Annotated in this window: 19 protein-coding genes; 8 read left to right on the top strand and 11 right to left on the bottom strand. The window is 70.8% G+C overall.

The annotated features are described in order from the left end of the window. Positions 1-67 precede the first annotated feature (67 nt). Together ACWEFL_RS20075 and ACWEFL_RS20070 are read right to left on the bottom strand one after the other, a co-directional pair. A complete protein-coding gene (locus ACWEFL_RS20075) occupies positions 68-1,255 on the bottom strand; it encodes an SPFH domain-containing protein (RefSeq protein ID WP_451714264.1) in 1,188 nt (395 codons plus the stop codon). 74 nt (positions 1,256-1,329) lie between these two features. Continuing rightward, complete coding sequence (locus ACWEFL_RS20070) at positions 1,330-1,500, bottom strand: hypothetical protein (RefSeq protein WP_389276418.1); 171 nt, start codon at positions 1,498-1,500, stop codon at positions 1,330-1,332. A 612-nt stretch (positions 1,501-2,112) separates the two neighbouring features. On the opposite strand from ACWEFL_RS20070, the gene ACWEFL_RS20065 reads away from it, so the two are divergent. From ACWEFL_RS20065 to ACWEFL_RS20040, 6 genes are read left to right on the top strand one after another with little or no spacing between them, the layout of a single operon-like run. Next, a complete protein-coding gene (locus tag ACWEFL_RS20065; RefSeq protein WP_451714261.1) occupies positions 2,113-2,841 on the top strand; it encodes a DUF1684 domain-containing protein in 729 nt (242 codons plus the stop codon). Between the two features lie 47 nt (positions 2,842-2,888). Beyond that, positions 2,889-4,406: an ABC transporter substrate-binding protein gene (locus ACWEFL_RS20060; protein WP_451714258.1), complete on the top strand. Its 1,518-nt coding sequence runs from the start codon at positions 2,889-2,891 to the stop codon at positions 4,404-4,406. Beyond that, positions 4,406-5,371 carry an ABC transporter permease gene (locus tag ACWEFL_RS20055; protein ID WP_451714255.1) on the top strand — a complete coding sequence of 322 codons (966 nt, stop codon included), beginning with the start codon at positions 4,406-4,408 and terminating at the stop codon, positions 5,369-5,371. The genes ACWEFL_RS20060 and ACWEFL_RS20055 overlap by 1 nt, the downstream gene beginning before the upstream one ends. Next, positions 5,368-6,210 (top strand): ABC transporter permease, encoded by an 843-nt coding sequence (locus ACWEFL_RS20050; protein ID WP_451714253.1) that lies wholly within the window; start codon positions 5,368-5,370, stop codon positions 6,208-6,210. Before ACWEFL_RS20055 ends, ACWEFL_RS20050 begins: the two co-directional genes overlap by 4 nt. Further along, positions 6,207-7,007: an ATP-binding cassette domain-containing protein gene (locus ACWEFL_RS20045; protein WP_451714250.1), complete on the top strand. Its 801-nt coding sequence runs from the start codon at positions 6,207-6,209 to the stop codon at positions 7,005-7,007. The genes ACWEFL_RS20050 and ACWEFL_RS20045 overlap by 4 nt, the downstream gene beginning before the upstream one ends. After that, positions 7,004-7,768, top strand: coding sequence for an ABC transporter ATP-binding protein (locus tag ACWEFL_RS20040; protein ID WP_451714247.1), 765 nt, complete (start codon positions 7,004-7,006; stop codon positions 7,766-7,768). Before ACWEFL_RS20045 ends, ACWEFL_RS20040 begins: the two co-directional genes overlap by 4 nt. A gap of 46 nt (positions 7,769-7,814) precedes the next feature. Here ACWEFL_RS20040 and ACWEFL_RS20035 read toward each other — a convergent pair whose 3' ends face one another. From ACWEFL_RS20035 to ACWEFL_RS20025, 3 genes are all read right to left on the bottom strand, one after another. Then, a complete protein-coding gene (locus ACWEFL_RS20035; protein WP_451714244.1) occupies positions 7,815-10,856 on the bottom strand; it encodes a PEP/pyruvate-binding domain-containing protein in 3,042 nt (1,013 codons plus the stop codon). 252 nt (positions 10,857-11,108) lie between these two features. Next, positions 11,109-13,463, bottom strand: coding sequence for a SpoIIE family protein phosphatase (locus ACWEFL_RS20030; RefSeq protein WP_451714242.1), 2,355 nt, complete (start codon positions 13,461-13,463; stop codon positions 11,109-11,111). Between the two features lie 294 nt (positions 13,464-13,757). Then, positions 13,758-14,858: a DNA alkylation repair protein gene (locus ACWEFL_RS20025; RefSeq protein WP_451714241.1), complete on the bottom strand. Its 1,101-nt coding sequence runs from the start codon at positions 14,856-14,858 to the stop codon at positions 13,758-13,760. Positions 14,859-15,187: 329 nt separating this feature from the next. Here ACWEFL_RS20025 and ACWEFL_RS20020 point away from each other — a divergent pair, with 329 nt between their 5' ends. After that, entirely contained in the window at positions 15,188-15,985 is a 798-nt protein-coding gene (locus tag ACWEFL_RS20020; RefSeq protein WP_451714238.1) for an SAM-dependent methyltransferase, read from the top strand. A 139-nt stretch (positions 15,986-16,124) separates the two neighbouring features. Here ACWEFL_RS20020 and ACWEFL_RS20015 read toward each other — a convergent pair whose 3' ends face one another. From ACWEFL_RS20015 to ACWEFL_RS19995, 5 genes are all read right to left on the bottom strand, one after another. Next, positions 16,125-16,568, bottom strand: a complete 444-nt coding sequence (locus tag ACWEFL_RS20015; protein ID WP_451714235.1) for a VOC family protein — start codon at positions 16,566-16,568, stop codon at positions 16,125-16,127. Positions 16,569-16,696: 128 nt separating this feature from the next. Further along, positions 16,697-17,347, bottom strand: a complete 651-nt coding sequence (locus ACWEFL_RS20010; protein ID WP_451714233.1) for a DoxX family protein — start codon at positions 17,345-17,347, stop codon at positions 16,697-16,699. A gap of 561 nt (positions 17,348-17,908) precedes the next feature. After that, the gene (locus tag ACWEFL_RS20005) at positions 17,909-19,006 is read right to left on the bottom strand and encodes a chitinase (RefSeq protein WP_451714230.1); all 1,098 of its coding nucleotides are present in this window, start codon (positions 19,004-19,006) and stop codon (positions 17,909-17,911) included. Between the two features lie 270 nt (positions 19,007-19,276). Further along, entirely contained in the window at positions 19,277-20,482 is a 1,206-nt protein-coding gene (locus ACWEFL_RS20000) for an alpha/beta hydrolase family protein (protein ID WP_451714227.1), read from the bottom strand. Positions 20,483-20,626: 144 nt separating this feature from the next. Next, on the bottom strand, positions 20,627-21,442 hold the full coding sequence (locus tag ACWEFL_RS19995; protein WP_451714224.1) for an SAM-dependent methyltransferase: 816 nt from the start codon (positions 21,440-21,442) through the stop codon (positions 20,627-20,629). A gap of 216 nt (positions 21,443-21,658) precedes the next feature. On the opposite strand from ACWEFL_RS19995, the gene ACWEFL_RS19990 reads away from it, so the two are divergent. After that, a complete protein-coding gene (locus ACWEFL_RS19990; protein ID WP_451714221.1) occupies positions 21,659-23,878 on the top strand; it encodes an NADP-dependent isocitrate dehydrogenase in 2,220 nt (739 codons plus the stop codon). Positions 23,879-24,139: 261 nt separating this feature from the next. On the opposite strand, the gene ACWEFL_RS19985 is transcribed toward ACWEFL_RS19990, so the two are convergent. Next, positions 24,140-25,015 (bottom strand): F510_1955 family glycosylhydrolase, encoded by an 876-nt coding sequence (locus tag ACWEFL_RS19985; protein WP_451714219.1) that lies wholly within the window; start codon positions 25,013-25,015, stop codon positions 24,140-24,142. Between the last annotated feature and the right edge of the window lie 201 nt (positions 25,016-25,216).

Here is a 25,216-nt window from a genome sequence, read left to right as displayed (position 1 = left end):
ACCGGTCGTACGGCCGGGGCCGGGCACGCCGGGCCGGTCGTCCCCGTCGCGTTCCCCGGACCGGATCTCATGTCTTCTCGGGAGGACGCCGGACGGGATCCCCGCCGACGGCCCGGTTCGTCGAGCGCTGGAGCGAGTGGAGGATGGCCAGGCCCTGGCCGACCACGCCCGCCGCCACTTCGTTGACGCCGGAGGTGCCGTTGAGCACGGTCAGATTGGCTTGTGACATCCCTCGGGCGGCCGCCTCGGCGAGGGCCGGGAGGTTCTCCACCACTCGGTTGGCCGCGATCAGTTCCTGGTTGCCTTCGCGGAGCGAGGTGGCACGGGCGGTGTTGGCGTCCGCCTGGGCCTGTGCCAGTGTCCGCTCGGCATAGGCGCTGCCGTCGGCCTCGAACTTGACCTGGTCGCGAGCGGCTTCGGCCAGGGTGCGCTGCCGGTACGCCTCCGCGTCCGCGGGACGCCGTACCTCCGCCTCCAGCCGCCGCGCCGCGAGTCCGGCCTGGCGCTGGGCCAGTGAGGTCTGCTCCTCGATGACCTCCTGGGACGCCTTGGCCTGGGCGAGAGGCCCGGCCTGCGCGGCGCGGGCGTTGTACTGTTCCGTCTCGGCCAGGAACCCCGCCCGTTTGATGGCCGTGTCACGCTCGTACTCGGCCTTGAGCGCGGCGGCCTGCTGTTCGCGCTCCGTCGCCTGCTGATCGGCTCCGGCCTGGGCGATGCGCGCCTGGCCCGCCACGGCGGCGGCGTGGGGCGCGGCGAGGTTGTCGATGTATCCGGTGGCGTCCTCGATCTCCTGGATCTGCAGGGCGTCCACGACGAGGCCGAGCTTCTCCATCTCACCGTGGCTGCCCGCCACCACTTCCTGGGCGACCCGGCTGCGCTCCCGGATGATCTGCTCCACGGTCAGCCCGCCGACGATGGAGCGCAGATGCCCGGCGAAGATCCGGCCGACGAGCTGTTCCATGCGGTGCTGTTCCGACAGGAACCGGCGGGCGGCGTTGGCGATCGAGACGGCGTCGTCCCCGACCTTGAACACGCAGACGGCACGCACGGTGAGCCGGATGCCCTGCTGCGTGACGCAGTCCTCGGCGATCTCCGCCTCCTGCAGGGCCAGCGACAGCATGCGGGCCTTCTGCTTGACGGGGAGGACGAAACTGCCGTGACCGGTGACGATCCGGAACTGGGTGTCCTGTGCCTGTCGTTTGGAGCCCGAGATGAGCATGGCCTCATTCGGTGCGGGTACGTGCCAGAACAACATGAGAGATCACCTGGCGTGTCTGGGTTCCGGGAAGCGTGATGCCGGAGACGGCGGTCCCGAGGCCGCCGGGCGGCTCAGGAGGGCAGCGGCTCGACGATCACCGCGCGGGCGGAGATCGCGTCGACGACGATGACGCGGACGTCCTTGTCCACGGGCCGCGCCGACCACGCCGCATAGGACTCCGACCCGCCGCGAACGGCCACGAGAACCTCTCCCGGACCGTCGGGCGGGATCGGCACCGTCACTCTGCCGATCGTCCCGACAGGGCTCTGCGAGGATTCATCGGCCGCGCGCATACGTCCCCCGACGCAGGCATCCGAGGACGACCGTCATGGGGGACTGAGCCGTCATGAGAACCACCACCCGTGAGGCACACGCTTCAGGTTCGGTCCGGCAGTGAGAGAAGGCCCTTGAGCCCCAGGGCCTTTCGCGCTTCTTCCACGGTACTCCGCCCTGCCGCCGCCCGCCCTGCCCTCACGCGTCGCCCCTCGTCGGCCGCCGCACGTCGCGGCGGGGGAGGGGATCCGCGGCACCGCCGCAGGGTCCCGTACCGGTGCCGCCCGACCGGGCTCGTACCGGCGCAGCCCGGCCGGGCCTATACCACCGACCCGCACGGTCCGTCACGGCACGGTCCGTCACTCCGGGTGACGGCGGTCTCGACGGCACCCCGGTGCCGCCCGAGAAAACCCCAGGTGGTAAGGGGTGTCGTCCGCGCGTTCGCCGCCATCTCGCCATGTGTCACAACTTGACATTAGGTCACCTTATGGCAGATAAAGAGCACGCTTTGGGTTGAACTTCACGCCGGGTGACATTTGCGGCGTGGCCGCCGATAGATGTCTACGCGAATGAGTCATGCCGTGTCCCACCCCGCCGTTTCCGCTCTGCCGACCGACGACCCCGCCGCGGGCTGGAAGGCGTGGTGCGACGACCGCATGCGCTCGGTCACCTCCGCGAACGGCAACCTCGCGCTCGTCGAGACCCGCTGGCTCCCCCTCGGGGAGCGGCCCGACCTCGACGCGGCCCGTGCCGGACAGCCGGACAGTGTGACCGTCACCACGGTTCAGCGAACCGACCTCGTCAGCGGCGAGCCCGAGCACGGTCTGCGGTTCTGGGACGCGAGGTCGCCCGCGATCCGCGCCTTCGACCACACCGAGGTCTTCCCCTACGACCCGGCCTGGGTGCTGGACGCCACCTACACCCCCGTGCCCGGCGCCCGGAAAGTGGCGTTCGAGCACATCCGTGACCACGGGGGTTCCCGTGATCTCGTGGTCCCCGGCGACATATCCCTCACCTTGGACGGCCGGGACTACACCCTGAGCGCCTTCGACGACGACGGTCTCCTGCTGCTCGTCTTCGGCGACCCCACCAACGGCGACACCACCTACGGCGCCGGGCGCTTCCTCTTCGTCACCCGCACCGGCGAAGGCGCCGTCCGCCTCGACTTCAACCGCGCCTTCGTGCCCCCCTGCGGATTCTCCGACCAGTACAACTGTCCGATGCCGCCGCGGCAGAACCGCCTCCACCTGCCCGTCCACGCGGGTGAGAAGCGCCCCGTCTTCCGCGACGGCTTCCCCGGCGGCAACTGATCACCCCGGACGATCCTCCCCACAGCACGAAAGCGCGTGTATCAAGCATGAGCATCAAGAAGACCTCCCTGTACGCGACCGCCACCGTCGCCGCCCTCGCCGTCACCCTCAGCGCCTGCGGCGGCGGAACCGGCAGCGGCGACTCCGCCAACGGGGGGCACGACCCGGACGCCACGGTCAACATCGGCTCGCTCTACGAACCGCAGAACCTCGACAACACCGCGGGCGGCGGCCAGGGCGTCACCGAAGCGCTCAACGGCAACGTCTACGAAGGGCTGTTCAAGCTCACCGACGCGGGCAAGGTCGAGAAGCTCCTCGCCCAGGACCACCAGGTCAGCGCGGACGGACTCACCTACACCTTCACCCTGCGCGACGACGTGACGTTCCACAGCGGCAAGAAGCTCACCAGCCAGGACGTCAAGTACAGCCTGGAGAAGGTCATCGCCGAGGACTCGCAGTCCGCCCGCAAGAGCAACCTCGCCGTCATCGACACCGTCGAGACACCCGACGCGCGCACGGTGAAGGTGCGGCTGTCGAAGAAGTCGATCTCCTTCATCTACAACCTGTCGTACGTCTGGATCATCAACTCCGAGGCGAAGAACCTGAAGACCAGCGAGGACGGCACCGGCCCGTACAAGCTGGGCAAGTGGACCCGCGGATCCGCCCTCGGCCTCGACCGGTTCCCCGGCTACTGGGGCGACGCCGCCGAGAACAAGCAGGTCGTCTTCCGCTACTTCAAGGACGCCACCGCCCTCAACAACGCGCTGCTGACCAACGCCGTCGACGTCGTCACCAGCGGACAGTCGCCCGACGCCCTCGACCAGTTCGAGAACAACCCCGGCTACAAGGTCAACGAGGGCAACTCGACCACCAAGCTGCTCCTCGCCTTCAACGACAAGGCCAAGCCCTTCACGGACGTCAAGGTCCGCCAGGCCGTCTCCGCGGCCATCGACGACGAGAAGCTGCTCGAATCCGTCTGGGGCGGCCACGGCAAGCTCATCGGCTCGATGGTGCCGCCCACCGACCCGTGGTACGAGGACCTCACCGCGATCGACACGTACGACACCGGGCGCGCCAAGAAACTGCTCGCCGAGGCCGGCTACCCGGACGGCTTCCGCTTCACCCTCGACACACCGAACTACGACCCGCACCCGACCGCGGCGACGTTCATCAAGTCCCAGCTCGCCAAGGTCGGCATCACCGTCGACATCAACACCATCACGCCCGACGAGTGGTACACCAAGGTCTACAAGAACCGCACTTTCACGGCCACCCTCCAGGAACACGTCAACGACCGCGACCTCGTCTGGTACGGCAACCCCGACTTCTACTGGGGCTACGACGACAAGCAGGTCACCCAGTGGGTCGAGCAGGCCGAGCAGTCCTCCACGACGGCCGAGCAGACCGAACTGCTGAAGAAGGTCAACCGCAAGACCGCCGAGGACGCCGCCAGTGAGTGGCTCTATCTGTACCCGCAGATCGTCGTGGCCTCCAGCAAGCTGTCCGGCTACCCCCTCAACGGTCTGAACTCGCAGTTCCACGCCTACGACATCAAGAAGGGCTGATGGGGCGCTATCTGCTGCGCCGCTTCGCCTTTCTGCTGGTATCGCTGGCGCTGGCGAGCGTCGTGCTCTTCGTGCTGTTGCGGATGCTGCCCGGAGACCCCGCCAACGCGCTCACCGCGGTGGGCGCCACCGACGAGCAGATAGCCGCGGCCCGGCACTCCATCGGCTCCGACAAGCCGCTGCCCGAACAGTTCGCCCACTGGATCGGGCAACTGGCCGGCGGGGACCTCGGCACGTCGTTCGTCAGCTCGCTGCCCGTCGGCCCCGAGGTCACCGCCCGGCTGAACGTGACGGTCCCGCTCACGCTCGCCGCGTTCGCCCTGGCGGTCCTCATCGCGGTCCCCGCCGGTTTCGTGGCCGCGTACCGGCGGCGCACCTGGTACGGCGCGCTGCTCAGCGGGGTCTCCCAGCTGGGCATCGCCATACCGGTGTTCTGGCTCGGCATGATCCTCATCGCCGTGTTCGCGCTGAACGCCCGCTGGCTGCCGGCGGGCGGCTTCCCGCCGGACGGCTGGGCCCAGCCCGCCGAGGCGATCCGCTCGCTGACGCTGCCCGTCGTCACCATCGCCCTGGTGATGAGCGCGTCCCTGATCCGTTACGTCAGATCGGCGACGCTCGACGTCCTCGGCAGCGACCACCTCCGTACCGCGCGGGCGCTCGGATCGTCCTTCAAGGGGGCGATGTGGCGGCACGGGCTGCGCAACGCCTCCGTACCGGTGATCTCGATCCTCGGCATCGAACTGGCGTCGACCCTCCTGGGCGCGGTGGTCGTGGAGTCCGTCTTCGCCCTGCCCGGCCTCGGCTCCCTGCTCGCGACCGGCATCGCACAGCACGACTACCCGGTGATCCAGGGCGTGCTGTTCGTCTCCACCTTCGCGGTGCTGATCATCGGATTCGCGGCCGACCTGGTCCAGCGGATCATCGACCCGCGGCTGCGCGGCGGACTCTCGGGAGGCACCCGGTGAAGAGGTACCCGGTGAAACGGTTCCTCACCCGCTCGCACACCCTGACGACCGGCTGCGCGGTGGCCGGACTGATCGGCCTGATCGCGCTCGTCTCCCTGGTCTGGCTTCCGTACGCCTCCGACGACACCTCCGGCGGGCGGCTCACCGCCCCCGGCGCGGACCACCTCCTCGGCACCGACAAACTCGGCCGCGATCTGCTCACCCAGCTGATGACCGGCTCCCGGATCGCCGTCCAGGCGGGCGCCGGATCGGTCCTGATCGCGGCCACCGTCGGCGTCACCCTGGGGGTGCTGGCCGCGTTCGCGCAGGGCTGGCTCGACGACACCCTCTCCGCGTTCCTCGACATCCTCATCGCGTTCCCGACCCTGCTGCTGGCGATGCTCGTCGTCGCCGCCCGCTCGGCCACGCTCGGCTCCGCGGTGCTGGCCATCGGACTGGCGCAGAGCGCGGTCGTGGGCCGCCTCGTACGCATCCTGGTCAAACGGGTCCTGGCCCAGGACTACATCACCGCCGCACGCACCTCGGGCACCTCGTGGACCAGGATCGTGGCCGGGCACGTACTGCCCAACATCTGGCCGACGCTCGCCGTGAACCTGGCCCTCCAGTTCGGGCTCGCCGTGCTGGCCGAGGCGGGCCTGTCCTATCTGGGGCTCGGCGCGCCGCCGCCGAACGCCTCGTGGGGCCACATGCTCAACGAAGCCCAGGCCACCTTCACCACGGCCCCCGCGGGGGCACTGGCACCCGGCATCCTGCTCGTCCTGCTCGTCATCGGAGTGAACCTCATCGCCGACGGACTGCGCGACACCCTCGACCCGGCGGCCCGGCGGAGGCGCGCGTGAACATCCTCGACGTCACCGACCTCTCGATCCGCACGGCGGACGGGCGCACCCTCGTGGACGGCCTGAGTCTCGGCCTCGCCCCCGGCGAGCGCCTCGGCCTCATCGGCGAGTCGGGCTCCGGGAAGTCCCTGACCTCGCTCGCCCTGCTCGGCCTCCTCCCCGAGGGGATGACCGCGAGCGGCAGCGCCGTCGTCGCCGGAACCCAGGTGGTGGGCGCGACCGAGAAGCAGCTCATGGGCGTACGCGGCAAGGGCGCCGCGATCGTCTTCCAGGAGCCGCTGACCGCACTCGACCCGCTGATGCGCGCCGGCCGGCAGATCGCCGAACCCCTGGCCAGACACCGCGGACTGAAGGGCGCGGAACTGAAACGGGAGATCCTGGCGGCGCTGGAGCGGGTGCGGCTCTCCGATCCCGAGCGCATCGCCCGCGCCTTCCCGCACGAGCTCTCCGGCGGCCAGCGCCAGCGCGTCGCCCTCGCCATGGCGCTGGCCTGCGACCCCGCACTGCTCATCGCGGACGAGCCGACCACCGCGCTCGACGTCACCGTGCAGGCCGAACTGCTGGACCTGCTCGAACTACTGGTACGCGAGCGGGAGATGGCCGTCCTCTTCGTCAGCCACGACCTCGCGGTCGTCGCGAAGGTCGCCGACCGCGTCCTGGTGCTGAAGGACGGCCGAGCCGTGGAGGAGGGCGACGTCCGCGACATCGTCACCGCCCCGCGCGAGCCCTACACCAAGGCCCTCGTGGCCAGCGCGCGCCAACTGGAATCGGCGCTCGACCGAAGGAGCGGGCGATGACACCCGTACTGGAACTGGACGAGGTCACCTTCGCCTACCGGGGGAGTGCCACGCCGGTCGTGGAGGACATCACGCTCACCGTGGAGAGCGGTCGCAGCCTGGCCCTGGTCGGCGAGTCCGGCGCGGGCAAGACGACACTGCTGCGGATGCTGCTGGGACTCGCCCGCCCCACCTCGGGCACGGTCCGTTTCGACTCGCGGGAACTGCGGCTGCGCGACCGGGAGCTGATGCGGCGGTTCAGGCGCAGCGTGCAGTGCGTGTTCCAGGATCCGTACTCCTCCCTCGACCCGCGCCGGCGCGTCGGGAGCATCGTCTCCGAACCCCTGCGCTCCCTCGGCATCGCGACCCGGCACACGGCCGCGCCCAAGGTGGCCGACGCGCTGGAACGAGTCGGACTCCCGGCCGACGCCGCGGAACGCTATCCGCACGAGTTCTCCGGCGGCCAGCGCCAGCGCATCGCCATCGCGCGGGCCACGGTGTGCGACCCCAGGGTGCTGCTCGCCGACGAACCCGTCAGCGCGCTCGATGTGACGACCCGCGTCACCGTGGTGGATCTGCTGAACGAGCTGAAGCGGGAACAGGGCCTGACCCTCGTCATGGTCTCCCACGATCTGTCCGTGGTCGCCTCCCTGTGCGAGCGGACCGCGGTTCTCGAACGCGGCCGGATCGTGGAGGACGGCGACACCGCGCAGGTGCTGGGCGCTCCCGCGCACCCGTACACGGCCCGGCTGGTCGAGAGCGTGCCCCGGCTGCCCGTCTGACCGCTCGGTTCGCGCCCGGCGGTCGGCCCCGGATGTCATGACGCGATCAGTCGAGGATCGTCACGGTGCCGCGTGAACCGTCCAGCCTGACGTGCTGCCCGGTCCTGATCAGTGTGGAAGCCGTACCGGTGCCCGTGACGGCGGGCAGGCTGTACTCCCGGCACACGACCGCGGCGTGCGACATCATGCCGCCGATATCGGTGACCGCCCCGCCGATCTTCCCCAGTACCGGCCCCCAGCCGGGCGCGGCGACCGGGGCGACGAGGATCTCACCCCGCCGGACCGTCCCGAGCAGGCCGGGATCGGTGATCACCCGCGCGATGCCCTCGGCGACGCCGGGCGAGGCCGCCATCCCGGTCAGCCCGTCCGTGTCGGCCGGCCCGCCGAGCCAGCCGGTGATCCGCTCGGGGGTGATGCCCCACAGCATGACCGCGAACGGCTCTGTGACCGCTCGGGGCGGCTCGTTGAGCGCGGGCTCCGGGCGGGCCGAGGCCAGCGCGTCCACGATCGTCCTGCGGCGGGCGATCTCCTCGGGCCAGTACGTCGTGCCCGCCGGCGGCGTGCCCACCGCCCATCCGTTGGCGTAGTCGAACAGCACCTGGCGCACTTCGTCGCGCCCGAGGTACAGCAGATCGTCGGGGCCGTCCCAGAACCCGGCCCGTTGCAGCATCCGCGACAGTTCGCGGAGTTTGCGCCAGAACACGCCCATCGTCCAGTGCTCGATGTAGAAGTTGTGGTCCTCCACATACGGGTACACCGTGCGGGCGAGCGCGAGCTTGGCGTCGAACGGCACCACCGCGTCCGGCGCGAGGAGTTCGCGGTACTCACCGGTCACCCGGTCCCGTTCGGCGCGGAGTTCGGGCACGCGGCGGTCGATGCGTTCACCGTGCTCCAGCCGGTCGAGGTAGTCGGCGATGTGACCGAGGGGGATCGACGGCTGGTCCAGCCAGTACGGGTCCGAGCCGTACAGGCCGTTGCCCGAGGTGAAGTTGAACCAGGGCCGGCGTGCCGTCTCCCACGCCGCGAGCCACTCTCCGCCGCGCGGCGCCGCGGCGACGGCGGCGAGCCGCCGCTCCGGGGCGCCGCCCCGCAGCTCGTCGGCGAGACCGAGTTCGAGCGCCAGTCTCGCCAGCGACTTCAGCTCGTCGTCGGGCCGGAACAGCTCCATGTCGACGCCCTGGACCATCGCGGCGATGCCCTGGTCGGGCAGGCCGGGGAACTGCCGCCCGCAGAATTCGAAGAAGTCGAGATAGGCGGCGTAACCGAGATTGAGGAACTCCATGTGGTACTGCCAGGCGCGGTAGCAGAGCCGGATCAGACGGTCGTAGTCACGGAACAGGCGCACGCTCGCGTCCAGTCCGAGACCGGACTCGACATCCGGGTAGGGCACGGTCTCGGGCAGTGAGGCGAAGTCCAGTTCCTCGATCGCGGCGATGGTGCGGAGCACCTTCCGCTTCCAGTTCTCCAGCAGGGCGTCCCAGTGGGCGTAGTAGTGGCCCGCCCGGCGGAGGAACTCCGGGACGCGGGCGCGCGCCTCCTCCGCCGTGACGGTGACGGGGCTCAGATACACGTACCCCTGGTGGACCCGGTACTCGATGCCCCCCGCCGCGGGCATGAGGAAATGACGGTTGTTGAACTGGCCCAGGCAGCGCAACGCGAACTCGACCCCGATGGTCTCGAACGGCTTGACCACCCGCGGCCAGTGCTGGCTGTCGCGGAACCAGAACCTGCGCTCCTCGTCCTCCCGGCGGTCTTCCCGGAACAGGACGTAGTAGGGGTAGAGCCGCCGCCACCCCCGCGCCGCGGGCGGCGCGGGCAGCTCGTACGGACTGGGGAAACGGGTCCGGCGCCGGGGCACGGACGGCTCACCCCCGCTCGGGGACTCGGGACACCGCGGTCCGGCCCGCGGCCGCTCCACCGGGGACGCGGTGAAGTGCGCCGTCCGGTCCAGCAGGGTCGGGACGACGGCTCCGGCGTCTTCGCCCGTGTCGGCACCGCCGCTGTCCGCCGCTCCGGCGGCGGTGCCGACACGGGCGGCCGACCGCCGCGGCCTGGGGCTCCAGACGGTTTCCGGGCGGCTCTGCAGCAGTACGACCTCGGCGGGGCCCGCCGCCTCGGCCGTGGACTCCTCGATGGCCCACTCGATCTCCTGCGGGGCGCCGTGGTGCCGCTCGGCGGCCTTGGCCAGCCGCGCCACCGCGACCACCTCCTCGGGCGTCAGACAGGACCGCCGCCGTCGTTCCTCGTCCACCGGCCGCCGGAGCAGCCCGCCGTCCGTGACCGGCCCCTCGCCCGTGACCGGTCCTCCGTCCGTGACCGGCCCGACGGCGACCAGTTCCTCGCGCTTGTCGGAGACCACGGTCCGCACGGACGTCAGCATCACCTTGTCGACGGCATGGTTGTCAGGGGTCACCTCGCCGGAGGCGACCATCGCGCCGATACCCCAGCTCGCGTCGATGACGATCTTCGAACGGTCGCCGTTGCCCGGATCCAGCGTCACGGCGACCCCGGCCACCCGCGACCGGACCATCCTCTGGACGGCCACGGCCATGGACAGCCCCTCGGCCGGAATCCCCTTGCGGGCCCGGTAGACGATCGCGCGGGCGGTGAACAGACCGGCCCAGCACCGGCGTACCGCATCGAGGACGGAGTCCTCCCCGACCACCCACGGAAAACTGTCCAGCTGTCCGGCGAAGCCCGCCTCCGGAAGGTCCTCGGCGGTCGCGCTCGACCGTACGGCGACCGGGCATCCGGAACCGGCGCCCGCCGACAGCTCCCGGTACGCCGCCCGCAGCTCCACGTCCACAGCGGCGGGAACCGGCTGCGCACGGACGGCCCGGCGGACAGCGGCGCTCACCCGGTCCGCTTCCGCCACATCGTCCGGATCGATCTCCCCCACGGCCCGGTCGATCCGGGCGCGGAGCCCGCCCCGCGCCAGGACGGTGTCGAACGCTTCCGTGGTGACCGCGAAGCCGGGCGGCGTGGACACTCCCGCGGCGGCCGACGAGGCCAGGCTCGCGGCCTTCGCGCCGACGCGGGCGGGATCGGCGTCTTCACCGCCACCAAGGCGGACGATGTACTTCCACATGCTCCGGTCCTTCCACCCGGCGACACCGCTCGCGGCTGCCGGGACGGCACACCGCGGGGCTCACCGACGCCCCCGCAAGCCCCCCGAACGGCACCCGGTCCGGTCGCCGCGAACCCCCACAGGGACCGTGTTCGAGGCCGGCCCCCCGAACCGTCTGCGAACCGGCCCCGCACTCTGCTCCCGCGTTCCGTCGAGCCCTCGCCGTACGCCCCTGCCCGCCGGGGCCACGCCCCGAGGCGACGGGCGGTGGGTTCAGGCGTCCGTCAGGGAGAAGTCGGCCCAGATGGTCTTGCCGGTGCACGTGTACCGGGTGCCCCAGCGCCGGGTGAGCTGGGCGACGAGCAGCAGCCCGCGCCCGCCCTCGTCGAAGACACGGGCCCGGCGCAGATGCGGCGTGGTGTAGCTGGCGTCGGAGACCTCGCAGATCAGGGTGCGTTCGTGGATCAGCCGTAGCTGGATGGGCGGCAGCCCGTAGCGGATGGCGTTGGTGACCAGCTCGCTGACCACCAGCTCGGTGGTGAAGGCGAGTTCGTCCAGCCCCCATTCGGTCAGCCGTTCGGCGGCGTTCGTCCGGGCGCGCGCGACGGAGGTCGCCTCGGCGGGCACCTCCCAGGTGGCGACCTGGCAGTCGCTGAGACCGCGCGTACGGGCGACGAGCAGAACACTGTCGTCGTCGGGACGGTCGGGCAGCAGTGCGGCGAGCGCGGCGTCGCACAGATCGTCCAGCGACTGGCCGGGACGGGCGAGGATCCGGCGCAGCGTATCCCGCCCCTCGTCGATGTCGCGCCCGCGCGCTCCGATCAGACCATCGGTGTAGAGCGCCAGCAGACTCCCTTCCGGGACGTCGAATTCGGCGGTCTCGAAGGGCAGACCGCCCAGGCCGAGCGGCGGGCCGATGGGGAGGTCCGGGATGTCCGAGGCACCGTCCGGGCCGACCACGACCGGCAGGGGGTGCCCGGCGCTGGCCAGGACGCAATGCCGAGAGACCGGGTCGTAGACCGCGTACAGACATGTGGCGCCGACGTCCCCGGCGGCCTCGGCTCCGGCCTTGGCGTCCTCGGCGCCCAGCCGGATGACGACGTCGTCGAGGTGGGTGAGCAGTTCGTCGGGCGGCAGGTCGATATCGGCCAGGGTGCACACCGCGCTGCGCAGCCGGCCCATGGTGGCGGACGCCTGGATGCCGTGTCCCACGACATCGCCGACGACCAGGGCCACCCGTGCGCCGGAGAGCGGCATCGCGTCGAACCAGTCGCCGCCCACGCCGGCCCGGCCGCCCGCGGGGAGATAGCGGCTGGCGATCTCCAGCGCCGCCTGGTCGGGCAGCGCCTGCGGCAGCAGGCTGCGCTGAAGGGTCTCGGCGGTACGGCGCTCCCTGGCATAACGGCGGGCGTTGTCGATGCAGACGGCGGCCCTCGCGGTGATCTCCTCCGCGAGCAGCACATCGTCCGGCGAGAAGGGGGCCGGACGCCTGCTCCGGGCGAAGAGGGCCATACCCAGGGTGACCCCGCGGGCGCGCATCGGCACCACCATCACCGAATGCGATCCGGACAGCCGGATCCGGGTGGCCCTCGCCGGGTCCTTGACCGTCCAGCCGGCGAGAGTGGACTCGGTCATCTCGTACACCGCGGGCCGGCCGGTGGTCAGGCACTCGGCCGCGGGCGACGAGACGGGGTAGACGGTGGTGTCCCCCAGCCGGAGCATGCCTTGGGGAGGCGCGCCGGTGACCAGGCGCATCGCGGTACGGCGCATGGTGATCGGGCCGGTCAGCGGGTCCGACGGCGGTTCGTCGCCCTGATCGATGAAGGTGAGCAGATCGACCGCGGCGTAGTCCGCGAGCCGGGGCATGGCCACGTCGACGAGTTCTTCGGCGGTACGGGTGATGTCCAAGGTGCTGCCGATACGGCTGCCGGCCTCGTTGACCAGCAGCAGCCGCTGCCGGGCCGAGGAGTACTCGGTCCAGTCGTGTGCGGCCAGACAGACACCGCAGACCCGGCCCGCCGCGTCCTTCAGAGGGGAGAGGTTGACCGACCAGGTGTGCTCGCGCCTCTCGCCCGGCACCTGCACATATGTCTCCACCCGCCGTTGTTCGCCGGTCTTCAGCACATCGCGCATGGCCCGCTCGACCCGCTCGCTGCTGGGATCGCTCACGATCTCGCTGAGGTGCAGGCCCCTCATCCGGTCCTGGGTGATGTCGGCCGCGCGCTCCATCTCGGCGTTGGCCCGTACCGCCCGCAGATCGCTGTCGAAGAGGGCCACGGTGCAGGCGGACTGGTCGAATCCCCACTCCGCCAGTGCGCGGTCCTCGCCCGGGAGGGGGCCGAGAACCTGTCGCGGAGCGGAGGCGAGGAGCCACTCGGTGCCTCCGCCGTCGTCTTGCCGCCGGTAGGCCAGCAGCCATACGTCCAGGCTGTGGCCGTCCCGGTGCCGCAGTACCGCCGTGCCGCTCCACCGCTTGCGCTCGTCGAGTACCGGCTGTGCCGCGTCGGTGACCTGGGAGCCCAGCACATCGGCCGCGGCCCGCCCCACGATCTCGGCGGCGCGGTACCCCAGCATCAGCCGGGCCCCGTCGTCCCACCTCGTCACCGTGCCGCCTCTGTCCGCGGCCACGGTCGCGGTGTACGCGCGTGACGGATGACCGGCCGAGTTCTCAGGAACTGCTTGATATTGGCTCATATCTGCTCATTTCGCCCCTATTGAATTGTTCCACGCCACGAGCGGCTGACACCCCTGGACGGGGTCTGTCGTGGACCCGGCGCGCGGTCCCTCCGCGACCGGGCTGACCGGTGCGCGGCGCGCCGGTCCGCCGGATCCCGGTGCGCGCCGGTCCCTTCGGCCGGAGGCTGTGCGGCGGTCTGCGCGGTGCGGGGCGGTCCCTTCGGCCGGAGGCTGTGCGGCGGTCCCTCAGACTGTGCCCGGCCCGGTGGCGAGCGTGAACCGCGCTTCGCCGTGAGGCCGCCCGTTGACCTGGACCTGGACGTGGTGGACGCCCGCGTGGTAGCGGCGGGTGGTGATCGGCTTGAAGGAGTGTCTGCGCGTTCCGGCCCACCGCTCGCCGGGGGCCAGGGGCCGCGTCGTGAGCTTGAAGACCTTCGGGGTACGCGAGCCGTTGGCCTTCACATGATGGATCACATAGTCGATGACGAGATGCGCCGTCCCCTTGCCCGTGTTGGTCACCGCGTAGTCGAACACCAGATGGTCGCCCACGCTGATCGCGGGGGTGCGGATATGCGGCCCCTCGACGGCGACGGGGGCGTCCGGGCTGTGGCCGAGGAGGGTGAGGGCGTCCGCGTCGCCCGCCTTGACGAGGGTTCGCAGCGCGTGCCGGACCACGCCGGGCGTCGTGGCGGCGGGGGAGTCAAGCCAGCGTCCGGCGGCTGTGACCGCGATCGCCGGGTGGTCACGGCTGATGTCGTTGAGGTGGTTCGCCACCGACCTGCGGACGTACTCGGACTCGTCGCGGTAGAGCGCGTCCAGCACGGGAAGCGCCGGGGTGGGGTCGGCGATCAGCGCGGGCAACTGGGGAGCCCAGGGCAGCCGGGGCCTGGTTCCCTCGCTGGCGAGCCTGCGGACGTGCGCGTCGGAGTGGCCGGTCCACTCCATGACGGTCTCGAGGGCGCGGCCTTGATCCGCGCGGAGGAAGGGCCGGACGGCCGATTCCGCGGTGAGCCGCGGGGTGAGTTCGGCGAGGAGCGCGAGGGCGGGCTCGAATGCCTCCAGCCCGCGCACGGCGACCGCTTCATTGACGGGAGCCGTCATCCAGCCGGTGAAGCCCGGTTCCCCGAGCGCCGTTTCGATGACCGCGGCGAACGCCGTGTACTCCTCGGGAAGATCGGCGAGCACGGCGTCCCTGACCGCGGCGACGCGCCCGCTGAACGACAGTCCGGTCAGCCGGGCGGCGCGTCGCGCGACCTCCTCGGCCGGAATGCCTCCGTTCGACCTGGTCAGCCGCTCGGCCAGCTCACCGACCGTCGTTTCACCGATCAGTTCGTCCGCTGTCGGCACGATGTCCTCCTCTGTCTTTCGGCCCGACGCTGCGACCCGCGCCCGGACCTGACGCCCTGACCCGATGTTCTGCCCCGACGTTCTGACCCGCCGTCCCGGCCCATGTGCGATGGCCGGAACCTCCGGAGTCTACTGAAAGCCCTTCGCCGCGCCGGGGCCCGCGGCTGCCACGGCTGCCGCGGACGGGCCGGGACGGGGTTCCGCGCGGCCCATCAGGGCCGTTCGGCAAGGGAGTTGTACGCCGGACCGTTGGTGTTTACATGATCTGTGGTGAAACATAGGTACGTTCCCCGTACGGGTTGTGCGGGGGCTGACACGAGGAGAGCCCGATGGATGGTGCGGAGCAGCAGGACCCGGCGGAATTGATTGACACGAGTACGCCGCATTCGGCGCGGGTGTGGAACTACTGGCTGGGCGGCAAGGACAACTACCCCGTCGACCAAGCCCTGGGCGCGCGGATGGAGGAGATGTTCCCGCAGATCATCGACATCGCCCGCGCTTCCCGCGCCTTCCAGGCACGGGCGGTGCGGTACGTGGCCCGAGAGGCCGGGATACGCCAGTTCCTCGACCTGGGCACCGGACTGCCCACCGCCAACTCCACCCATGAAGTGGCCCAGGAGGCCGCGCCCGAGTCGCGGATCGTGTACGTCGACAACGACCCGATCGTGCTGGCCCACGCCCGCGCGCTGCTGGTCAGCCGGCCCGAGGGGGCCACGGACTACATCCACGCGGACCTGACGGACTCCGCCACCGTTCTGGAGGAGGCCGGGAAGACCCTCGACCTCGACCGGCCCGTGGCCCTGATGCTGCTCTCCACCCTGGGCCATGTCGCCGACGACCGTGACGCCGCCGCCCTGTTGACCGCCTATCTCGATGCCTTTCCCGTCGGCAGCTGCCTCATCCTGTGCGACACGATCGAGACGCCGGAGACCCGTGCCGGATCGGACGAGTACGCCAGCGGCGGAGCCCTGCCCTACATCTCCCGCCCCTCCGACGTGGTGCGTTCCTTCTCGGACGGCCTCGATCTGGTCGAGCCGGGGTTCGGCTCGATCAGCCTGTGGCGTCCCGAGGAGCCGGTGACGGGGGATCCGGTCGAGCAGTGGGGATTCGTCGCCTTCAAGCGCTGAGCGGGCCGACCACCCGGTACCGCCCGGTACCGCCCGTCCGTGAGCTGTCCGTGCCCCGCACGCATGGCGGCCCGCGGACGGTACGAACACGGTCGGCATGGGGCACGCCCCGTGCCGACCGCGTTCGCGGCGGTGAGGATCAGAAGGGCTGGCGCTTCTTGAGAGAGGTGGGCGCTTCCTGGACGTACCAGCCGTTGCCATCGGGGTCGGTGAAGTGAAAGAAGGAACTCCAGTCGTCCTCCCGGTACCCCTCGGCCCAGCCCTCCGCCCCGAGATGGTGGATCGGACTCGCCTCGACTCCGCGCTCGGTGAACTCCTTGTGAGCCGTCCGGATGTCCAGGACGCACAGCTGAAGCCCCTGCAACTCGCCCGGCGTCGTCGAGCGCGTCCCCGGCATGGGCGGAATGCCGGTCCCGATGGCGATGGAACAGCGCGATCCCGGTGGTGTGAGCTGGATGACCCGCACCCCATCGCCCATGGCGGAGTCGTGGTCGACCGTGAACCCGCACCGGTTCGCGTAGAAGTCCTTGGCGCGTTCGAGGTCTGTGACGGGAACCACCACGAGTTCGAGGGTCCATTCCACGGTGCAACTCCTGACGTCCTGGCGCGGTGTGCGCGCGGTCCGAAAGCCTGGCCCCGGATCCTGCCACGCGCTACTGACAATCGCCGGTGAAGGCCACCGGCCACCGGCCGCCTGCCGGCGGGAGCGCGTCAAACACGCTCCCGCTCACTGCCGTTGACTTCGGGACCGACCGGCCCGGAGTGGAGGGCCGGGTCCTGACAGCAGGGTCCGGCCTTCGCGTCCACCGCGTCCACCGCGCCCGTACGGCCGCACGACGCCGTCCCGACCATGACCCGGCGGTCCACCGAGTCCGTGCGGTACCGGGCCGCTCCCGTGAGTCCCTGATCGGCCGCCACGGTGAGGCAGGCGGCTATCAGCACCACGTTCTTGATGATGTACTGGCCCTCCAGGGTGGGGGTCGCCGTCTGTTCGTTCCACATCTCTCCCGGCAGCAGGAGCAGGGCGGAGAAGACCCCGGCCATATGGACGAAGAAGGTCGCGAGGACCAGGCGCAGCAGCACCCCGCTGACCAGCCCCAGCCCGATCACGGTCTCCATCAGTGCCAGCAGCGGCCGGGACGCCTCCGCAGGTACGAGGCCGAAGGACAGGACGTCCATGGTCCTGGTGGCGACGTCCTGCGCCGGGCTCGCCCCCGGCACGAACTTCAGGACGCCGAAACCGATGAAGACGAGTCCGACGGAGACGCGGAGCACGGTGGTGCTGTAGCGGCGGTAGCGGCCCAGAGCGGCTCCGATGAGGGGTTCGCTCCTGCGGTGTCTGCCGGGCCCGTTCATCGGCATGGACTTCGGCCCATGACGGTGGGGGCGACGGGTAATACGACGCTGCCGTTGGGGGACGGCGTGAGGGCGGGGCCGGTGGACGGGACGACTGTGCGGTGCGGCGTGGGGGACGCCGACAGGAACCCTGTCAACGTGTGACTCCTTGTGGGGGGTTGATGGAACCACGGCATGCGTCCCATCGGGCAGCACGCTATAAGTTCACCCGCCGCGCCGTAAAGGTCTGGACCAATACTCGCTGGTGGGGGCGTGTGTCCCGGACGCCCCGGGCCGGCGGCAGGTCGCGCGCCGGTCCGTCGTACGGGACCGACCCGAGCCCCCGCCACCGGCGGCGCGGGTCATGGCGCGAGCCCTCCGTCCAGCAGCGCCAGTACGGGACCACCCGCCGGCCCCAGCGCGACGGAGGCGGCGGCCGCCGTGTACGCGGTGAACGACGCGGCCCCCACGATCCCGCGCGGCGGCTCGTGCCGGCCGGGGCCGCGATCCGGGGGTGGGCGTCGGCGTACCGCTCACTCCCGTCGACGCGGGGGCGAGCGGTACGCCGTGTGCGGCGCGGACCGGGCGTCAGCGGCCCTGGAGCGCCTTGACGTTGTCGCCGAACGTCCAGCCGCGTGAGCCGTCCCAGTTGATGGACCAGGTCATCAGGCCCTTGAGCGCGCCGTTGTACCTGTTCCACGCCTGCGCGACGAGGCTCGGCGACATATGACCGCCGCCGGCGCCCGGCTGTGCCGGAAGGCCCGGCACCTGCTTGTCGTAGGGGACCCGGATCGTGGTTCCCTGGATGACGAGGCCCCGGTCGAGGCAGTCGGTCTGCGCGGTGAAGCCCGCCACGGTCCCGGCCGAGTACGAGTCACCGGAGCATCCGTACATGCTGCCGTTGTAGTACTGCATGTTGAGCCACCACAGCCGGCCGTTGTCCGCGTACTTCTTGATGATGGGCAGGTACGCGCCCCAGATCGAGCCGTACACCACGCTGCCCCCGGTGACATACGCCGTCTCGGGCGCCATCGTCAGGCCGAAGTTCGACGGCATCTGCGCGAGGACGCCGTCGATGATGCGGATGAGGTTGGCCTGTGACGGCGACAGCTGGTTGATGTTGCCGCTGCCGACGAGACCGGTCTCGATGTCGATGTCGATCCCGTCGAAGTTGTACTTCTTCAGGATCGGCACGATCGTCGCCACGAACCGGTCGGCGACCGCGCTGGAGCTGAGGTCGATTCCGGCGGTCGCGCCGCCGATGGACATCAGGATCGTCAGGCCCGCGGCCTTGGCCTCGCACATCTCGGCGGGGGTGGCGACCTTTACCGTATTGTCCATGCCGTCTTCCCACAGGACGGTGCCGTCCGAGCGGATGACGGGGAAGGCGGCGTTGATCACGTTGTAACCGTGGGCGCTGATACGGGAGTCGGTGATCGGGATCCAGCCGAGCGGCGGGTGAACGCCGTTGACCGCTCCGTCCCAGTTCTCCCAGTATCCGTGGAGCACCTTGCCCGTGGGCTTGGACTTGACCGCACAGGTCTCGGCCGCGGCCGCGCTCGGGGCGCGCTCGGCACGTGGGGCGGTCGCCGCACTCGATGTGCTGGGGGCGGCGGCGGCCAGCAGTTGCACGACGAAAGCCGCCGCGAGGCCGATTCCCAGGAGGCGGGGCATCCGACCGGTCATGCTGTGCTCCCTTCTTGCCTGCACCGGCGCCGTTCATCCGGCGGCCGGCGGCATGCGAAGAGGGCGGGGCATACCGGTATCAGGTGGGGGGAGGCCCTGCCGAACACGCTCACCTCCTGGGATGTGGGGGGCCGGGAGACGTACGTGGGGGTGATGCGCTCAACGTAAGTTGGTCCAGACCTTCCGTCAAGAGGTCTGGACCAACGGGCAGTCGGGCGGCAGGGCGGTTGCGTGGCAGGGCAGTCGGGTCTCTCAGGGCCGTCGGGTCTCTCAGGGACGGTGGAACTTCACCTCCGGGTGCGCCGGGTCCGGTCCCTTGAGCAGCGGCTGTGGCACGCCCTTCAGATGCCGGTCGAAGAACGCCGCGACATAGGCGCGGACGACCGAGACCGCCCGCTCCGCGCCCAGCGGGGGCTGAGGCATCCCGAAGTACTCGGTGATGGCCGGGAAGTCGGCGAAGCTGGCGTGCTCCGCGCCGGCCACCGTCAGCCAGCGCTTCCAGCCGTCGAGGGTGGGCCACATCCGGTCCCAGGAGGAGTCCGTCCCGCCCGGCCGGTGCACCTCGTCATCGGTGCCCAGCATCATGAAGGGCCGCCCGTTCAGCCCGCCCGGCGGCAGCTCCTCCCAGAACGCGCCGTCCATGTTGACGCCCGCCCGCACCCGCCGGTCGCCCGCCATCGCGGTGGCGGCGCTCGCCCCGCCGATCGAGTGCCCGGCCATTCCCACCCGGCGCTCGTCGATCATCCGGGCGTGCCGCCACGGCGAACCGGGGCCGGTGAGCCGGTCCAGTACGAAGGACACGTCCTCGGCGCGCGTCGTCGTCACGACACTGGCGGGCACGCCCTGTTCGTCCAGCGCGGTGCACGCGACACAGGTCAGCGTCCGGCCGCCGGGCATCGATATGCCGAACGACTCGTAGGCGTGGTCGACGGAGACGACGACGTACCCACGGCTGGCGAGATCCTCCGCGAGATGGGTGAGCGTGTACCGGGACACGCTGAAGCCGGGCGAGAGGACGACCAGCGGGAAACGCCCCTTCGCCGGACGGGCGTCCGCCCGGCTGTTGGTCCGTCCGGCGCTCAACTGCGCCGCCGCGTCCGGGGAGTCGACGCCGATCCCCTTCAGCAGGAGCGTGGTCTCCTCGGCGGTGGCGTACGGCGCGGTCGCGCCAAAGCCGTGCCGTGCGGCGGGATAGTGCACGGTCGCCATCAGCTCACGCTCTCCCGCGCTCGGCACCCAGGGGTCCGTACGGGAATAGTCGACGAGATGGAACACCGAACTGCCGACGCCGAACTGCCCGGTGGGGCGGGGCAGTCGGAACGGTGCGGTCCGGCCGGTCTCCGGTGGTGAGGGAGCGGCCACGGCGGCGGTGGGCCCGCCGGGGAGCGCGTTCGGCACGGCCGACGCGGCGGTGGGGGGTAGCGCGAGAGTCAGGACGAGCGCTGCGGTCGTCGCGATCCGTGGGGGTCTGATCATGCGGACCACGGTAGAGCCCGGTGCCCCCGCGCGGCAGTCCCCGGCGCCGACGGCCGGGGCCGGGCGCACCGGTGAACTCCGGGGGCCCGGCCCGCGGTTCCGGAGCGCCGGGGACTGCCGCTGACTGCCGCGCGCGGGCGGTGGTTACGGCTTGCGGCCGACCCCGCAGTAGGCGTCGACGGCCTCGGCCGGACCGCCGCCCTCCGGCCGCCACTCGGTGACACGGGAGATTCCGGGCTCCACCAGTTCCAGCCCGTCGAAGAACCCGGCGATGTCCTCGACGGAGCGCACGTAGTAGGGGACGGCTCCGCTGGAGTTGTACGCGTCCGACGCCGCGATCATTCCCTCGCTGGTGGCGGTGCTGTCGCTGATCACGAGATAGCTGCCCGACGGCAGACCCGCCATGAGGTCCGTGACCAGATTCTTGGCCTGCCCGTAGTCGGCGACATGGCCGAGGACGTTGAGGAGCATCAGGGCGACCGGCCGGGAGAGGTCCAGCGTCTGCCCCGCCTCCGCGAGGATCGTCTCCGGCTCGTACAGATTGGCGTCGATGTAGGCCGTCTTGCCCTCGGGCGTACTGGTGAGCAGCGCACGGGCGTGCGCGAGCACCAGCGGGTCGTTGTCGACGTACACGATGTGCGCGTCCGGCGCCACGCGCTGGGCGACCTCGTGGGTGTTGTCGGCGGTCGGCAGCCCGGTGCCCACATCGAGGAAGTTCCGGATGCCCTGCTCCCCGGCGAGATGCCGGACCGCCCGCCCGAGGAAGAGCCGGCTGGTGCGGGCCACGTCGACCAGGCCGGGGAAGATCTCCTTGATCTGGTCCCCGATCTCCCTGTCCACCTCGTAGTTGTCCTTGCCGCCCACGAAGTAGTTCCAGAATCGCGCGGAGTGCGGCTTGCCCGTGTCGATACGGGCGCGAACGTCTGCTGCGGAAGCGAACCGGGGGTCAGCGTCGGACATGGAGGCGCCTCCTGAAGCGATCCTGAGTGGTACTTGATCGGTTAACCATCACGGTAAGCCACGAAGTGGACCAAGGTCACTTCTCAGTACAGGTAAATCGGCGTGGCGCGTGCCGGAGGGCTCCGACAGGGGCAGGAGCGGGGTCCTGTCGAGAGGGGGCCGCCCACGAGATATCTTGATGTCGAGCAATGTTGCAGACGTGGAGCGGAGCACCCGGTGACTGACTCGACCATCATCTACACGCACACCGACGAGGCCCCGGCCTTGGCGACGTACTCGTTCCTGCCCGTCGTCCAGGCGTACGCCTCGACCGCGGGGGTCGCCGTGGAGAGCCGTGACATCTCCCTGGCGGGGCGGATCATCGCCGCCTTCCCCGAGTACCTGGAGGCGGGGCAGCGCATCGACGACGCGCTCGCCGAGCTGGGGGAGCTGGCCAAGACGCCCGGCGCGAACATCATCAAGCTGCCCAATGTCTCGGCCTCCATCCCGCAGCTGAAGGCGGCCGTCGCCGAGCTTCAGCAGCAGGGCTACGCGCTCCCGGACTACCCGGACGACCCGAAGACCAGTGAGGACGAGGACGTCCGCGCCCGGTACGACCGGATCAAGGGCAGCGCCGTCAACCCGGTCCTGCGCGAGGGCAACTCCGACCGCCGTGCCCCCGCGTCGGTCAAGAACTACGCCAAGGCCCACCCGCACCGCATGGGCGCGTGGTCGTCCGACTCCCGGACCAACGTCGCCCACATGGACGCCGACGACTTCCGCTCCACCGAGAAGTCCGCGGTCGTCGCCGAGGCCGGTTCGCTCCGGATCGAGCTGACGGGCGACGACGGCACCACCACCGTGCTCCGCGAGTCGGTCCCCGTGCTCGCGGGCGAGGTCGTGGACGCGTCCGTCATGCGCGTCGGGGCGCTCCGCGAGTTCCTCGCGGCCCAGGTCGCCCGCGCCAAGGCCGAGGGCGTGCTGTTCTCCGTACACCTCAAGGCCACCATGATGAAGGTCTCCGACCCGATCATCTTCGGCCACACCGTACGGGCCTTCTTCCCGAAGACGTTCGCCGAGCACGGCGGGACGCTCGCCGCCGCCGGACTGAGCCCGAACGACGGGCTCGGCGGCATCCTCAAGGGCCTGGAGTCGCTGCCCGAGGGTCCCGCGATCAAGGCGTCCTTCGAGGCCGAGATCGCCGAGGGCCCCGCGCTCGCGATGGTCGACTCCGACCGGGGCATCACGAATCTCCACGTCCCGAGCGATGTCATCGTCGACGCCTCCATGCCGGCCATGATCCGCACCTCGGGCCATATGTGGGGCCCGGACGGCGAGGAGGCCGACACCCTCGCGGTCCTCCCGGACAGCAGCTACGCCGGCATCTACCAGGTCGTCATCGACGACTGCCGCGCGCACGGCGCGTACGACCCCGCCACCATGGGCTCGGTGCCGAACGTCGGCCTCATGGCGCAGAAGGCCGAGGAGTACGGCAGCCACGACAAGACCTTCGAGATCGCCACCACCGGCACCGTGCGGGTCGTCGACGCCGCCGGGAACGCCGTGCTGGAGCAGGCCGTGTCCGCGGGCGACATCTTCCGGATGTGCCAGACCAAGGACCTGCCCATTCAGGACTGGGTCAAGCTCGCGGTCACCCGTGCCCGTGCGACCGGCGACCCGGCGGTGTTCTGGCTGGACGAGGGCCGTGCCCACGACGCCCGGCTGATCGAGAAGGTCAGGGCCTATCTGCCCGAGCACGACACCGACGGTCTGCGGATCGAGATCATGGCCCCCGTCGACGCGATCGCGTTCTCCCTGGAGCGCATCCGCCGCGGCGAGAACACGATCTCGGTCACCGGAAACGTCCTGCGCGACTATCTGACCGACCTGTTCCCGATCCTGGAACTGGGCACGAGCGCCAAGATGCTCTCGGTCGTCCCGCTCATGAACGGCGGCGGACTCTTCGAGACCGGCGCGGGCGGCTCCGCGCCCAAGCACGTCCAGCAGCTCGTCAAGGAGAACTACCTGCGCTGGGACAGCCTGGGCGAGTTCCTGGCGCTCGCGGTCAGCTTCGAGCACCTGGCGACGACCACGGGCAACGCGCGCGCCCAGGTGCTCGCCGACACCCTGGACCGCGCCACCGGCACCTTCCTCAACGAGGACAAGTCGCCGAGCCGCAGGCTGGGCGGCATCGACAACCGCGGCAGCCACTTCTATCTGGCGCTGTACTGGGCCCAGGAGCTGGCCGGGCAGACCGATGACGTGCAGCTCGCGGAGGCGTTCGCCGCGCTCGCGAAGACGCTCTCCGAGCAGGAGGAGACCATCGTCGGCGAGCTGATCGCCGTACAGGGCTCGGCGGCCGACATCGGCGGCTACTACCAGCCCGACCCCGCGAAGGCGGCGGACGTCATGCGCCCGTCGGCGGCCTTCAAGGAGGCGATCGCGTCCCTGGGCTGATCCCTCGGTCACGCCCGGTCGTCTCCGGTCGACCTGGTCCGCTCCGCCCCGCTCGGCGATCGTCCGGGCGGGGCGGACGCGTTCCGTGGACGTACGTCGGCAGGTCCGGTGATCGTTGCCCATCCGGCCGTCGATGGTCGGCGGCGGATCGTCGCGGACCGGTCGACCGCGCCCGCGCGTACGAGCGGACGTCCGCCGCCCGCCCGCCCGCCCGGCCGAGCCTGCCGGGCGGGGCGGACGGACCGTGCCCCGGCGGGTTCCTCAGTGGCCGCCGCCCGAGGAGACGTCGAGGCGCTTGTCGAAGGTCTTGCCGCCGTCCTTCGACTCGTACACCCCGTCCTGGGTCGCCGCGACGAGCCGTGTGGCGTCGACGGCGGTCAGCGCCTGCGGCTGTCCGCCGGGCACGGTGCCCGCCTCCTTCCAGGAGGTGCCGCCGTCGGTGCTGACGCTCAGCTTCCCGGACGGGTCGATGCCGTAGAGGGAGTCGGGCCCGGTCCACGAGATGAACGCCAGCAGGGGCGGCTGCTCGCCCGCCGCGAAGGTCCTGCCGCCGTCGGTGCTCCGGACGAGCCCGTCCTCGGTGGTGGCGAGGACGGTGTCCGGGTCCTTGGGGCTGACGGCTATGTCCACGGCCCGCAGCGCGCTCCGCTTCTCCCAGGTCACGCCGTCCTTGCTGACGCGGAGGAGCCCATTGGTGCTGTCGTAGCCGTAGACGGTGTCGTGCGCGTAGTCGAGGGAGTGGAAGTCGACCTCGCCGGAGAGGGACTTGTCCTTCCAGGTCTTGCCCATGTCGGTGCTCTCGATGAGGCCGAGGTTGGCGGGCGCGTCACGGCCGGGGGCGGGGTGCCCGCTGGCCAGGAAGGCCCCTTGCGCGCCGATGGCGAATCCCATGAAGTCGTCCTCGCGGTCGCCGACGAGCTGCGGGCTCCCGTCCTCGCCGGGGGTGTAGACGCCGTTGTGCGTGGCGACGTACAGCTTGCCGTCGGAGGGGTGGATGCCGACGCCGTGGATATGGCTGATGGCGGTGGTGCCGGACGAGGCGTCCGAGCCGCTGTCACCGCCGTCGCCGGAACAGGCGCTGAGGGCGAGCACGAGCGCGGCGGCGGACGAGGACAGGGCGATGAGGCGCTTGTTCATGGGGTCCTGATCATGTGGTGGGGTGAGGGGCTCCGGTGGCGGAGCCGGGGAGTTCCGGAGGGCGGGGTTATCAGGGGGTGGGGGAGCCGGCCGCCGCGGTCCCGGGATTCCCGGGATGCACTCGCGGCCACCGCGATGATTTGTTTACGCATTGTTCTGGGTCCTCCCGTTGAGGCCGACTGGTCTTGGTCGGTCGAGTGG

The sequence above is a fragment of the Streptomyces sp. NPDC004838 genome, from assembly GCF_053600955.1.
The sequence above is the reverse complement of the archived record's forward strand: the minus strand, read 5'-3'. Positions and strand labels throughout refer to the sequence as shown.